We start from the raw sequence: 12,720 nt of genomic DNA, 5'->3' as shown, positions 1-12,720 counted from the left end.
AGCGACCAAGGCCGCTATTTATTTTTACTTGCACTCACCAAAACGGAAAATTAGATGATCGGAGGATACTTAATTCTTTCTGAAAGATAAGTTACTGAAATGGCAAAATAGTCCGAAGCGTTCCATTGCAGTAGCCCCCGATAATTATCATAAACTAAGTATTTGCGGCCACTTATGCCATCGGGCATCACCATAGAGATCTGCATATCTTCACGCTTAGGTAAGTCACTGCCATCAAAACGTCTCACGCCCATAGCCTGCCACTCATTGAAAGATTTCTTGATGCTTAGACTAGCAACTGTTGGCTCAAACTGCTTGGGAACCCAGACTTGTCGGCCCCAGGTTTCGGACGCCTTCCAGCCTGACTGCTGTAGATAATAGGCCACAGACGCTAAGGCGTCACTGCTATTACCCCAGATGTCCTTCTTACCATCCCCATCACCATCTTGAGCATAGGTAAGGTAGGCGCTAGGTAAAAAAAGTGGCTTCCCCATCGCTCCCATCGAGTTACTTTTCAGCTGCGCAAAACTGCTCTCGCCTTGCTCGACAATCTTTAACGCAGCAAAAAACTCTTTACGAAAATATGCTTCTCGATGCCCTTCATAGGCAAGGGATGCGGTGACCGATAACACGGGATAGTTTGCAGGAGACTGACCAAAATTAGACTCTATGCCTAATAACGCCACAATAAAGCGTGGCTGCACTCCATAACGTTTGCCAATTATCTCAAGCTCAGCGTCATGCTGTTTATAGAAGGCTCGAGCCAGGTCAACCTTAGATTGAGGCACGACCTGCGGAAGGTAAGTTTCAAGGGTAATAGGGACTTCGGCGGGGTTATTATTTGCAGCCTGCGCCTTTTTAAACATTTTTATTTTAGGGAAAACCGCATCGATGGTTTGCTGACCGAAACCTTTATCCATTGCTTCTTGTTTTAACGCCGCAACATAGTCAGAAAAGCTTACCTGAGTGTCACTTTGCGCCATCGTTGTGGTTGGCCATAAACTTAAACAACAGGCTAAAGCCAGAATCTGTTTCCCTAAAACCATAAATCCCCTTATCCGAGACCTCTTTATAGACTTAATCGCTGACTTACTCAGGGTTAAAGCCGATCTCTTTCTTATGCTGTTCTAATAAATTAACAACAGGAGGTGGTAACTGTAAATAGAATCCTTTTTCTTTCAGTTCAGATCTCACTTTTTTAATATCAGCAAAACCCAAATGATCTCTTTTATCAATCGGCAACATCATTACTAATTGTGGCTCACCAAACATCGCCATTAATGCTTCAGGAACACGCTCAAAATCGTTGCGTTTTTCAACGAAAAGGTAACTTTCAGCCTTTCTTAGGCTTTTATATACTGCACAGATCATATACGACTCAATTTCCAAACTATTCAACTTGCCAGCTAAGGGAGCACACTATACCATGGTCCGTTAGGAATATAATGGATATCGGCCCTCGGCTGACTTTTTCTAGAGAGCAATACAGGAATGCAAACACCTAGCCTCGAATTAAAAGGCTCTTCTTTTACTCTTTCTGTACTGCATATCAACAGTGATGATATGGCAGTTATTGCGGCGGAGTTAGATGCTAAGCTCGCTATTGCACCGCAGTTTTTTTTAGGTGCACCTTTAGTGGTCAACCTGAGCGCCATTCAGACGAGTAATTTTGACATACTTGGCTTAAAAGAGATATTAACCAGTCGTCAATTGATCATCGTTGGGATCACAAGTGCGTCAGCTGAACTCACTAAACAAGCTAAGGCTATTGGTCTTGCCACAGTAAAATCGGGCAAGGAATCCAATTCACAACCTCAACTGCCTAAGACCACCAAAATCGTTAAGCAAAATGTCCGCTCAGGACAACAGATCTATGCTAAAAATGCCGATCTAATTATTGTTGGCGCAGTAGGAAATGGGGCAGAAGTGATCGCTGATGGCAGTATCCATATATACGGAACTTTACGTGGTAAAGCGATGGCTGGCGCGTCGGGCGACAGACATGCCGTTATCATGGCAAAAAAACTTGAAGCAGAACTGGTGTCGATTGCAGGTCAATACTGGTTAACTGAGAACCTTCAGCAAAACGGAGCCGCACCAAGCGGTTGTATTCGTCTAGAAGGCGAGTCGCTTACGGTTGAATCATTGCCTCTTTAAAGAGCGCAAATATAGAAAGGATTATAATAAATGGCACAAATTATTGTTGTCACATCGGGTAAAGGTGGCGTGGGTAAAACCACCTCAAGTGCTGCAATTGCCACAGGTCTTGCAATGAAAGGCCATAAAACGGTTGTTATCGATTTTGATATTGGTCTGCGTAACCTAGACTTAATCATGGGCTGTGAACGCCGAGTGGTCTACGACTTTGTCAACGTAATTAACGGTGAAGCTAACCTTAATCAAGCCCTTATCAAAGATAAGCGCTGTGCAGATCTTTTTGTATTACCCGCCTCCCAGACTCGTGATAAAGATGCCTTGACTAAAGAAGGTGTGGGGAAGGTTCTTGAAGATTTAGCCAAAGATTTTGAATACATCATCTGTGACTCACCTGCGGGTATCGAAACTGGCGCTATGATGGCGCTTTACTTTGCCGATATCGCTATCGTTACCACTAATCCAGAAGTCAGCTCTGTGCGTGATTCAGACCGAATCCTTGGCATGTTACAGAGTAAGTCTAAGCGTGCAGAGGAAGGTTTGGAACCTGTTAAGGAGTATCTACTGCTGACACGTTACTCACCTGCCCGCGTGACAACTGGCGAAATGCTAAGTGTACAAGATGTCGAAGAGATCTTAGCGATTCCACTGCTGGGGGTGATCCCGGAATCTCAAGCCGTATTAAAAGCCTCTAACTCTGGTGTACCTGTGATTATCGATCAAGAAAGCGATGCAGGTATGGCCTACAGCGATGCTGTAGAAAGGTTATTAGGTGAAGAACTGCCTTTCCGATTTCTTACGGAAGAGAAGAAAGGTTTCTTAAAACGAATTTTTGGTAGCTAACTTATGTCCCTTCTTGATTATTTTAAAACGAAAAAGGAACCAAGCACTGCGGTCACAGCAAAGGAACGACTGCAGATTATCGTCGCACATCAACGAGGTGAGCGTGATGCTCCTGATTACTTTCCTCAAATGAAACAGGAAATTATCGAGGTGATCCGTAAGTATGTTCAAGTAGGACCAGACCAAGTCTCGGTTCAACTCGAGCAAACCGACGACCATTTTTCAGTGCTTGAGCTGAATGTGACTTTGCCAGAGCAAAATTAATCCTCTGTCGATATTGATACTGACATTTACGCCATTCATAAAAAATGCCCGCTTTTGCGGGCATTTTTATCGATATATTAAGGGTAAAGGTGTTACAGCTTTAGCTCTGACAAGGGCTGAGCAACAATCGCTTCTCTCCACCCCGTTAAAATAAGCGGCTTATCCCCCTTTTTAGCATCCCAAATCCACTGAAGGTATTCATGAATGTACTTCTTAGAACCTAATAATTCCAAGGGGACATTATTCGCTTCAGCCTGCTCTGTTATACAGTTTTTAATGCTCTTAAATGCATTTTTATAACCCGTTTTAAGGGCGATGACATCGAGTGGCTTAGGCGGATTATCGTAACTCACATTACTGATAATTTTGATGATCTCTTTACCGTGAATACGCTTTTCCTGCTCGGTAAGCTCAGTCATCTTAAATAGTTCATTCGTCGACTTCGGCTGCTTCTTGGCCAAGCCAATCAGAGCATGATCTTTAACGACAAAACCCAAAGCTAAGTCTTTTTGTAGGGCACGCTTTAGGCGCCACTGAGATAAGTCTCTTAATACTGCAAGCTGATTTGAGCTAAGCTGGAAGGCATTCTTCACCTTTAAATAAGCCGTTTCTGGATCGGGAGTCTCTAAACGCCCTTGCGTCATACGCGCGCCTTCTTCATAAACCCAATCGAGTCTACCCTGCTCTTCTAACAGCTTAACCAGCTGCGGATAAAGCTTATAAAGATAGTAAACGTCATTAGCGGCGTAATTAAGCTGCGCCTCCGTTAGTGGACGTTTTAACCAATCGGTACGTGACTCACCTTTATCAATGCTGACTTGCAGAGTCTGCTCGACAAGCTTTGCATAGCCTAAGCCATGCCCCATTCCAGCGAGGCCCGCTGCAATTTGACTGTCGAATAGATTAGCAGGCTGACACTGACCATAACGCGCAAAGACCTCTAAGTCTTCACTGCATGAATGCAGCAACTTTACACAGCCCTCTTTACTAAGCAGCTGCCAAAATAAGTCCAGGTTATTGACTGCTAAAGGGTCAATCAATGCAAGCGTCTTTCCATCATAGGCTTGGATTAAGCCCAATCGTGCATAGTAGGTACGAGTACGAACAAATTCAGTGTCTAGCACCAATAAATCAGCTTCTTGGTATTGCTCCACAAGCGCCGCTAAACTGGCATCATCTTCAATATATTGAAACGCTAACAAAGTTGTCTACTCCATAAATATGCAAAAGCCGGCAATTGCCGGCTTTGGTTTTATCAAAAGTGGCAATCACCACTTAATGACTGATGAGGCTGCTCTTACTTGGCCTCATCTCTCAATTCCCTACGCAGGATCTTACCTACGTTGGTTTTAGGCAGTTCATCTCTAAATTCTACCAGCTTAGGGATCTTATAGCCCGTCAAATGCACTCGACAATGCTTGATTACGTCCTCTTTGGTTAAAGATTTATCGTTTGCAACGACAAATACCTTAACCAACTCTCCAGACACTTCATGAGGTACACCAACAGCAGCGACTTCAATCACTTTAGAGTGCAATGCAACCACTTCTTCCACTTCATTAGGGAACACGTTGAAACCTGATACTAAGATCATGTCTTTCTTACGGTCAACGATGTAGAAGTAACCTTGCTCATCCATATAACCGATATCACCAGTGGCTAGATAGCCATCTTTATCGATAACCTTACTCGTTTCTTCAGGACGCTGCCAATAACCCGCCATAACCTGAGGGCCTTTCGCAAATAACTCGCCTGTTTCACCTTGAGCCAGTACATTGCCTTCATCATCACGCACCTGCATATCGGTGTTAGCAACAGGGAAACCAATTGAGCCATTGTAGCCATCGAGGTTGTAAGGACAGCAGGTTACCAATGGTGCCGCCTCTGTCAGACCATAACCTTCAAGAAGACGGGTCTTAGTTAATCCCTGCCATTTGTCAGCAACGGCACGCTGCACCGCCATTCCGCCGCCAATCGATAACTTGAGTTCTGAGAAATTAAGCTTCGTGAAATCTTCGTTGTTAACCAGCGCGTTAAACAAGGTATTTACACCCGTTAGAACAGTAAACGGATGCTTGTCTAACTCACTAATGAATGCTGGCAGATCTCTAGGGTTGGTGATCAACAGGTTGTTCGCCCCCTTATGGATAAACAGCAAACAGTTAACCGTCAATGCAAAAATATGGTATAGCGGCAGTGCGGTCACCACAAACTCTTTACCATTATCAAGCATAGGCCCGTATGCGGCGTCAGCCTGTAAAAGGTTGCTCACAACATTACTATGACTAAGCATGGCACCTTTAGAAACGCCAGTTGTACCACCGGTGTATTGTAAAAAGGCTAAATCATCTCTTTTCACACTAGGCTTAACGTACTGTAAACGGCGACCTTTATAGAGTGCCTTCCGCATAGAGATAGCATGTGGCAGATGGTACTTAGGCACCATCTTCTTGATGTACTTAACGACAAAGTTAACCACGGTACGCTTAGGCGCACTTAACAGATCGCCTAGCCCTGTCAAAATAACGCTTTCAACAGGCGTATCGTCAACCACTTTCTCTAGGGTATGAGCAAAGTTAGATACGACAACAATTGCTTTAGCGCCAGAGTCTGTTAGCTGGTGCTTGAGTTCGCGTGGAGTATACAGAGGGTTGACGTTCACGACAACCATACCGGCACGTAAGATACCAAACAGGGCGATAGGATATTGCAGCAGGTTTGGCATCATAATAGCGACACGGTCGCCTTTATTTAGCTTTAACTCATTTTGGAGATAGGCTGCGAAAGCTCGGCTACGTTCTTCCAGTTTACGGTAAGTTAAAGTTGCGCCCATATTAACAAACGCAGGCTGGTCCGCATATTTCGCCACTGAAGTTTCAAATAGATCAACAAGTGATGCATATTGTTCTACATCAATTTCAGAAGGCACATCATCTGGTAGATTATTAATCCAAAGTTGGTTCACAAAAATCTCCTAATATCTCCACCTGCGGTGGAAACAATACCGCAATGGTCGTTAGCAGCTTGCCAATAAGCAAGCTAAAACACTGTCTATTCATTATATTTATTGCAAACGCCAATAAATCATACAAGCGTTTAAATTTTGATTATCATCACATAAATGAAACAAAAAACCTAGTCTCTTTTTCGCTTACGTTTTTAGGAAAGCACGAATTAGCTTTGACACCTTTTCCGCACTCCCCATATGAAGATGGTGATCTCCCTCCACCTCTATATTTTGTAACCGCTCAAACCAGCGATTAGCCATAGGGATCGCCTCTCGCAACTGAGCAAAACCTCGGCTACCAGAAATTAATAGGGTATTGACTTTATGGGCTTGCATTAAGGCATCGACTTGCGAAAAAGTCAGTCTTAAAGGGGAGTCTAATTTTAAACGAGGATCACTGCGCCAGCATACCCCAGAATCGAGGGTTTGCATATTGCGCTGTGTCAATAATTCGCACCATTGCAGCTCTAGTGCGGTTAATTTGTGCCGTGCTTGCGCGGCAACAGCCATATCACGATAGATACTGACAGGTTTTGCCATAGAGGCAAGAAAACGCCGATGACCGCGAAAGCTATTATCTAATCTATTTTTGGCTTTAGTCTCATCTTCATATAACGGTGACAAGGCCTCTATCAAGATTAAATTTTGCACTTCATCTGGGAATGCAGCCGTATATGCAGACGCTATAATCCCGCCGAGGGAGTGTCCTAAAATGGCCACAGGGGCTTGGCTCCTCGAGAGCACCGATAGCAAGGCATCGAGATCGTAGAGATAATCTATCCAATGTAGTGGATAAGCGCCGGGACGATGCTCAGAGCCACCATGACCCGGCCAGTCGATAGCCAAAATTTGATAATCGGTTAAATAGTCACTCAAAGGCTGAAAGCTATTAGCGTTATCTAACCAACCGTGTAGTGTCAATATAAGCGGTTTGTCGGCCGCCCCCCATAAACGCCCAGCTAACTTAATATGAGGTAACTGAATGCTAACTTCATCGCCAAATTCATGCACTAAGCTCATCTATGCTCTTACTTTTTAACAAATTTCAGCGTCATTCTATCGCTTTCACCGATAGCGAGGTACTTTTCTTTATCTTGTTCTTCAAGGGCCAGCCTTGGCGGCAGTGTCCACACCCCTTTGGGGTAATCTTTTGTGTCCTTAGAGTTGGCGTTCACCTCTGAACTCGCGACAAAGGTAAAACCCGCTTTCTCGGCTAATTTAATCACTTGATTTTGGTCCATATAACCCGTTTTAGCATCCATTCCAGGCTCGCCTCTGTGTTCAACAATACCAAAGATACCACCAGGCTTTAGCACCTTATAGGCCGAGTCAAATACAGGCGCTAAATAACCTTTCATCGCCCAGTTATGCAAATTTCTAAAGGTCAGTACCACATCGGCGCTGTTGTCAGGGCCCATAGCATAATAATTTGGTGGATCGAAGGTCACCGTGGTTGCGGCACCAAGCTTTGCTTTATTATCTGTTAACCAAGCTTCAAACTTCTTACCCACTGTGGGGCGATAACCGCTACGTGCCTTTTCATCGGCAGGTTCGGTATCGAAATTGCCCGCAATATAATGGCCCTCTTTAGCTAAATAAGGCGCCAAGATTTCCGCATACCAGCCTCCACCTGGCCAGAGCTCAATAAGGGTATCGCTAGGCTTGATATCAAAGAAGTTAAGAGTTTGCTCTGGATGGCGGTACTGATCACGGGCGCTATTTTTTGCTTGTCTAAAATCACTACTCACTGCGGCTTCTAAGGCATTATTCTCATGAGCATTGACCGTGGTCGTTAACGCTAGGCTACAGGTGCTTGCAAGCATGACGCTTGCCGCTAACATTGTCTTTTTCATTGTAATTCCCCTTTTGATGACAGGCATCAACCTAGCAGTCGGTTAACAAAAAACCAACCGCTATAAACAGAGAGTTACATTTTAATCTTGTTACTGCGCCTTTCTGCCGCCCCATCGACTCTGCGCCAACATAGGTAGAGCATCAAAGCGCTAGTAGCAAGCCATATAGCAACCCAAAACCAAGCTGGCAGCCAACTCTGCTGAGCCAGCATATTGGCATCACCTTGACCATCGAGTCCAAGTAGTACAACTGGGCTTGCAAGTGCATTTAGAATTATCATCAAGGCGATGACTCTTAGGCCACTGGCGAGAAATCGGTTTTGCTTAAGTTTTAGCGGTAATAAAAACAACACCGCTAACGTAACAAGGATGGAAATAGTAAGCAGATCTCGCGCCCAAAGCAGAGTTGTCAGCACCACGGCACCGCCCAGTATCGCGAAACTCACTCGAATACCCCGGGGCCAAGTTGCAAACATAAAGATAAGGTAGCCCCACAGCGCGGCACCAAAGTAACCTGCAAACCCTATCAACAATGGCCAACCACCTTGACTAAAACATAACCCTGCGCCGTTGGGAAACAACTCAATATGGCTAACGGCACCTCCGCTTATGATGGTTGCTAGGCCATGGGAAAGTTCGTGGAAGTAACTTTCTAACCATTTAAACGGCACACTGATAACAGGCAAGCGAGTGACTAAGAAGGCGATAAAGAGTTCGACTAAAAAACGGGTACGACTGGGAGCGCCTGAGGCAGCAGGTACTGTCGTCGAGTGGCTTAAGCTACTATCTAGGCTCGAATTAGGCTGATATCTAGGCATAAGTATCTATGCCTACCATTTGCTGGATCTCGTCACGTTTTGCGGCATGTTGGTTAATCAGATATTCCGCAACGGCCCCACGTTGGCCACCCGTTTGGTTTTCATACTCAATATGGGCGCCAAGACGGGACTTTAGGGCTGCTGCATCTTCATGATAATCATTTAAAACAAGCGCTTGTTCAGCCTTAGCAGGCAATACAGATTCAACACTGTCACGAACAACGGTTTGCGCCTGTACCGAGGCTGTAGCCTTGTTGCTATCAAGCTTGTTAGCGACAACTTGATTGGTGTTAATCTGCATTCAATCGTCCTTAATTAACTCGATATAGGCTTGCTTTCTACCTAGTAATACTACTCTCTACCCGGCAATTTTTGCCATGTGACCGTATCACGTAAATAGACGGGGGCTAAGTCATCAACGCAAGTGCTATGACCTTGATTTACGCCATCTTGAGCCAACGCCAGCATAAATTTAGCCTCAGGGAATTTAGCCGCTTCACAAAGCTCCATAACAGGCACTAACTCAAGTAGCTGCGGATAAGCATCAAATCCAGTTCCACAGGCAACAATAGCTGAAGACTCATCTAAGCTTAGCACTATCGCCTCAGGCGCACTAACCACTTCTTCATTAACTAAGGTAGCTAATCCATCGACAGCAATATATTGGCCCCAATACACTTCCCCCATACGAGCATCGATAGCGGCTAAAACTTGTTTTGCCCCTTTATCGATAGCCGATTGAGCCATGGCTGCTAGAGTGGAAATGCCAATGACGGGAAGTTCCTGACCGAGGGCTAGACCTTGAGTGATACTGGTACAGATGCGGATCCCGGTAAAACTTCCGGGGCCTCGACCGTAAGCAATTACATCGACATCTTGCAGCTTTAACTGAGCTTGAGCCAAAACCGACTTAACCATTGGCAACAAGCGCTGGCTATGTTCACGCGGAGCATCGGCTTGCTCACTATAGACAACACCTTGATGGATAACCGCTGCAGAACACGACTCAGTGCAGGTATCGAGCGCAAGAATACTCAGCGGTGTCGTATCGTTAGATTCTTTTGTCATGAATTACTTACCAAACCTATTATTTATCTGATTTACCATCGCAACGAGGTGTAAAGTTCACGTAGTAAAAAGGCGATGATTAAAGAACCAAGTCAATTCGCTTCAATGCACGACTTGGTTAATGTCAATTCTGGCAATTATACCTCAACTTAAACCAAAGCATTAAGCCTTAAGACCAAATTACTGACCTTGGAGTCTAATCTCTGCACTAGCTCAACTGATAAACTTCATAATCAACATTATTCACTCAAAATTAGCTGCACAATTTACAGATAAACCTAGGCTAAAAGCGAAGAACTAATCTAAATTTAATTAACTCCTCCAAGATAAAATGTATGGGCATGCGTGAAGGGAGGCTCAATGAGGCAGATCACCATAGATTGGTTTCGTCTATTTCGTTACTCACTGCTGTTTGTCATTTTTTCCATGTTAATGACCATTTTTATACTTATCTGGTTTTCAAACAGCCTTGAGGAAGCTTGGCAAAGAGGCTTGATGTTAACCTTTTCAGAGTATGAGATGAGCGTCGAACTGACACTAACACTGCTTATATACATTAGCTTTCCCGTGTTACTGTTTCGATTCCTGTACTACTTCTCTAAAATGCTCTATCGCGGTCGCAACCCAGGAGTTGCAATCATTAGCCACAAAACATTATTTAACCCATTAAATTTTTTGCTGTTTCCAAGCTTACTCAATCCGCAGGGACTCACTTATCGTCGGCGCTGTTTATTGGCACTCATCTTACTGATCGCCATCTACTTAACTATTTTGCTGATCACTTGATCTGCTCTAAAAATGCGGTCGCCTTATCAAGATCACGGGTTCTGGCCATGGGTGGTAAAGAGTTTAAAAAAGCTTGCCCGTACGGTTTATTAACGATTCTGTTATCACACAAAATAAGTACGCCTCTGTCTTTCTCGTCTCGAATCAAGCGCCCTACTCCCTGATTCAAGGTAATCACCGCCTGAGGTAGCGAGATTTCACTAAAAGGATCTTTGCCCTCCCGCTCGATACTTTCACTGCGCGCACGAAACAAGTTATCATCGGGTGAGATAAAAGGCAGTTTATCGATGATCACGCAGCTAAGCAGTCGGCCACGTACGTCGACTCCCTCCCAAAACGCGCCAGTACCAAGCAGCACCGCATTGCCAAGCTGGCGATACTTTTTCAATAGACTCTGCTTACCCGCTTGCCCTTGCACCAACAGTGGATAGGCTACTCGTCTTTGCAGCGCAGGAGCCACTAGGTTGAGCATTCTATGGCTCGTAAACAAGATAAAGGTGCGCCCTTTCGCGGCATTAATAGCCTTAACGCAGACATCGACAAACTGTGACAGCGCCGCATGATGGTTACTCACACTGGCTAGGTGGCGAGGCACACAAAAAAGCGCGTTATTGGCGTAATCGAACGGACTCTCCAATAGCATCTCTTGGCTCTGAGTTAAACCGAGTTGTCTAGTAAATAAGCTCAGATCGCGATTAATCTGCAGTGTCGCGGAGGTAAAAATCCACGAAACGTTAGAGTCGAACAGTTTACGACACTCCTTTGCCACATCGATTGGCGCAATACGCAGCACCAAATAACGATGGCCATAGTCGATACTGTAAGCAGCCTGATTGTTCTCACATAAGAAAAATAGCTCTAACTTATTGGTCACAACTTCAAGTTTTTCGATGACCTCATCGAGGTTATCGCTGCGTCCAGCATGACCAATCAACAGGCTCTGAAGCACTTTAATCTCTTTGATTAATGACCAAGACAGAATCGACAACGCTTTATTACCTAACAAACGTCGCCAATCGCCATCACCTAACTCAAATAGCACTTGATGCCACTCATTTAAAAGCGCTGCGCAGCGAGCACTGAGCGCCTCGATCTGCTTGGCATCCCTAAGCTCTAGACGGTAAATATCAATTAATTTATCGAACAGCTCTGATAGTTGCCTTGTCGAACACTGCTGACCAAAATAGGTCACGGCGATATCGGGTAACAGGTGCGCCTCATCGAAGATCACCACATCTGAGTCTGGTAATAACTCGGCAAAGCCCGTTTCTTTAATGATTCGATCGGCCATAAATAGATGATGATTGACGACGATAATGCGTGCATCCATGGCACGATTGCGGGCCTTACGGGTAAAGCACTCATCGTAATAATCACAGCGCTGACCGATACAGTTTTCTTTGCTACTGACAATTAACGGCAATGCGGGAGAGTTTTCAGATACCGCAGTTAAGCCACCAATATCTCCATCCGTTGTCTGCCCCGCCCACTGGTTGATCCGCAAAAGATCATCTAATACCTGAGTCTCCATCGAACTTGCGCCCGACAGTTCCCTCTCCATAAGGTGTTGGCACAGATAGTTATTGCGCCCTTTCAAGAGAGCCACCTTAGGCGAGAGCCCAAACATAGACAATAAGGCTGGTAAGTCTTTGTAAAACAGCTGCTCTTGAAGGTTTTTACTGCCAGTGCTGACTATCACTTGCTTGCCACTTAATAGCGCAGGAATAAGATAGGCAAATGTTTTACCCACCCCTGTACCCGCCTCAACCACTAAGTTATTGCGGCTATGTATAGACTCAGCGACAGCCTTGGCCATCTTGGCCTGCACAGCTCGGTGACTAAAGCCTTTTATCGACTGAGCCAATACACCTTGGCTTGAAAATGCAGCAGCAACTTGTTGTGTTAATCTAACGCTCAAGAGGTAACG

General features: G+C 44.9%; 14 protein-coding genes. 4 read left to right on the top strand and 10 right to left on the bottom strand.

Annotated elements, in window-relative coordinates; all coding sequences use genetic code 11:
- Positions 1-50: 50 nt before the first annotated feature.
- The gene (locus JMA39_RS02090) at positions 51-1,046 is read right to left on the bottom strand and encodes a lytic murein transglycosylase (RefSeq protein WP_202720177.1); all 996 of its coding nucleotides are present in this window, start codon (positions 1,044-1,046) and stop codon (positions 51-53) included.
- Between the two features lie 43 nt (positions 1,047-1,089).
- On the bottom strand, positions 1,090-1,371 hold the full coding sequence (locus JMA39_RS02085) for a YcgL domain-containing protein (RefSeq protein WP_202720176.1): 282 nt from the start codon (positions 1,369-1,371) through the stop codon (positions 1,090-1,092).
- A gap of 120 nt (positions 1,372-1,491) precedes the next feature.
- On the opposite strand from JMA39_RS02085, the gene minC reads away from it, so the two are divergent.
- From minC to minE, 3 genes are read left to right on the top strand one after another with little or no spacing between them, the layout of a single operon-like run.
- On the top strand, positions 1,492-2,157 hold the full coding sequence (minC, locus tag JMA39_RS02080; RefSeq protein WP_202720175.1) for a septum site-determining protein MinC: 666 nt from the start codon (positions 1,492-1,494) through the stop codon (positions 2,155-2,157).
- A gap of 30 nt (positions 2,158-2,187) precedes the next feature.
- Complete coding sequence (gene minD / locus JMA39_RS02075) at positions 2,188-2,997, top strand: septum site-determining protein MinD (protein WP_202720174.1); 810 nt, start codon at positions 2,188-2,190, stop codon at positions 2,995-2,997.
- A 3-nt stretch (positions 2,998-3,000) separates the two neighbouring features.
- Positions 3,001-3,261 carry a cell division topological specificity factor MinE gene (gene minE / locus JMA39_RS02070; protein WP_202720173.1) on the top strand — a complete coding sequence of 87 codons (261 nt, stop codon included), beginning with the start codon at positions 3,001-3,003 and terminating at the stop codon, positions 3,259-3,261.
- A 92-nt stretch (positions 3,262-3,353) separates the two neighbouring features.
- On the opposite strand, the gene rnd is transcribed toward minE, so the two are convergent.
- From rnd to tsaB, 7 genes are all read right to left on the bottom strand, one after another.
- Complete coding sequence (rnd, locus tag JMA39_RS02065) at positions 3,354-4,463, bottom strand: ribonuclease D (RefSeq protein ID WP_202720172.1); 1,110 nt, start codon at positions 4,461-4,463, stop codon at positions 3,354-3,356.
- A 95-nt stretch (positions 4,464-4,558) separates the two neighbouring features.
- Positions 4,559-6,226 carry a long-chain-fatty-acid--CoA ligase FadD gene (gene fadD / locus JMA39_RS02060; protein WP_202720171.1) on the bottom strand — a complete coding sequence of 556 codons (1,668 nt, stop codon included), beginning with the start codon at positions 6,224-6,226 and terminating at the stop codon, positions 4,559-4,561.
- Positions 6,227-6,412: 186 nt separating this feature from the next.
- Positions 6,413-7,288, bottom strand: coding sequence for an alpha/beta fold hydrolase (locus JMA39_RS02055; RefSeq protein WP_202720170.1), 876 nt, complete (start codon positions 7,286-7,288; stop codon positions 6,413-6,415).
- Positions 7,289-7,296: 8 nt separating this feature from the next.
- The gene (locus JMA39_RS02050) at positions 7,297-8,121 is read right to left on the bottom strand and encodes a class I SAM-dependent methyltransferase (RefSeq protein WP_202720169.1); all 825 of its coding nucleotides are present in this window, start codon (positions 8,119-8,121) and stop codon (positions 7,297-7,299) included.
- A 74-nt stretch (positions 8,122-8,195) separates the two neighbouring features.
- Positions 8,196-8,939 carry a M50 family metallopeptidase gene (locus JMA39_RS02045; RefSeq protein ID WP_202720168.1) on the bottom strand — a complete coding sequence of 248 codons (744 nt, stop codon included), beginning with the start codon at positions 8,937-8,939 and terminating at the stop codon, positions 8,196-8,198.
- On the bottom strand, positions 8,932-9,240 hold the full coding sequence (locus JMA39_RS02040; RefSeq protein ID WP_202720167.1) for a hypothetical protein: 309 nt from the start codon (positions 9,238-9,240) through the stop codon (positions 8,932-8,934). Before JMA39_RS02040 ends, JMA39_RS02045 begins: the two co-directional genes overlap by 8 nt.
- A gap of 50 nt (positions 9,241-9,290) precedes the next feature.
- Entirely contained in the window at positions 9,291-10,007 is a 717-nt protein-coding gene (gene tsaB / locus JMA39_RS02035) for a tRNA (adenosine(37)-N6)-threonylcarbamoyltransferase complex dimerization subunit type 1 TsaB (protein WP_202720166.1), read from the bottom strand.
- Positions 10,008-10,367: 360 nt separating this feature from the next.
- Between tsaB and JMA39_RS02030 the strand changes: the two genes are divergently transcribed.
- A complete protein-coding gene (locus JMA39_RS02030) occupies positions 10,368-10,793 on the top strand; it encodes a hypothetical protein (protein ID WP_202720165.1) in 426 nt (141 codons plus the stop codon).
- Here JMA39_RS02030 and JMA39_RS02025 read toward each other — a convergent pair.
- Positions 10,786-12,711, bottom strand: a complete 1,926-nt coding sequence (locus tag JMA39_RS02025; protein WP_202720164.1) for an ATP-dependent DNA helicase — start codon at positions 12,709-12,711, stop codon at positions 10,786-10,788. The two genes, JMA39_RS02030 and JMA39_RS02025, sit on opposite strands and share 8 nt — an antisense overlap.
- Positions 12,712-12,720 lie beyond the last annotated feature (9 nt).

The organism is Shewanella schlegeliana, assembly GCF_016765635.1.
In the GTDB taxonomy this organism is placed as follows: Bacteria; Pseudomonadota; Gammaproteobacteria; order Enterobacterales; family Shewanellaceae; genus Shewanella; species Shewanella schlegeliana.
The sequence above is the reverse complement of the archived record's forward strand: the minus strand, read 5'-3'. Positions and strand labels throughout refer to the sequence as shown.

Bases quoted from the DNA above. Each gene is read 5' to 3' on its own strand.
- minE (WP_202720173.1), top strand. From the start codon at position 3,001: ATGTCCCTTCTTGATTATTTTAAAACGAAAAAGGAACCAAGCACTGCG.
- JMA39_RS02050 (WP_202720169.1), bottom strand. From the start codon at position 8,121: ATGAAAAAGACAATGTTAGCGGCAAGCGTCATGCTTGCAAGCACCTGT.
- JMA39_RS02085 (WP_202720176.1), bottom strand. From the start codon at position 1,371: ATGATCTGTGCAGTATATAAAAGCCTAAGAAAGGCTGAAAGTTACCTT.
- JMA39_RS02090 (WP_202720177.1), bottom strand. From the start codon at position 1,046: ATGGTTTTAGGGAAACAGATTCTGGCTTTAGCCTGTTGTTTAAGTTTA.
- minD (WP_202720174.1), top strand. From the start codon at position 2,188: ATGGCACAAATTATTGTTGTCACATCGGGTAAAGGTGGCGTGGGTAAA.
- JMA39_RS02045 (WP_202720168.1), bottom strand. From the start codon at position 8,939: ATGCCTAGATATCAGCCTAATTCGAGCCTAGATAGTAGCTTAAGCCAC.
- JMA39_RS02030 (WP_202720165.1), top strand. From the start codon at position 10,368: ATGAGGCAGATCACCATAGATTGGTTTCGTCTATTTCGTTACTCACTG.
- JMA39_RS02055 (WP_202720170.1), bottom strand. From the start codon at position 7,288: ATGAGCTTAGTGCATGAATTTGGCGATGAAGTTAGCATTCAGTTACCT.
- tsaB (WP_202720166.1), bottom strand. From the start codon at position 10,007: ATGACAAAAGAATCTAACGATACGACACCGCTGAGTATTCTTGCGCTC.
- JMA39_RS02040 (WP_202720167.1), bottom strand. From the start codon at position 9,240: ATGCAGATTAACACCAATCAAGTTGTCGCTAACAAGCTTGATAGCAAC.
- minC (WP_202720175.1), top strand. From the start codon at position 1,492: ATGCAAACACCTAGCCTCGAATTAAAAGGCTCTTCTTTTACTCTTTCT.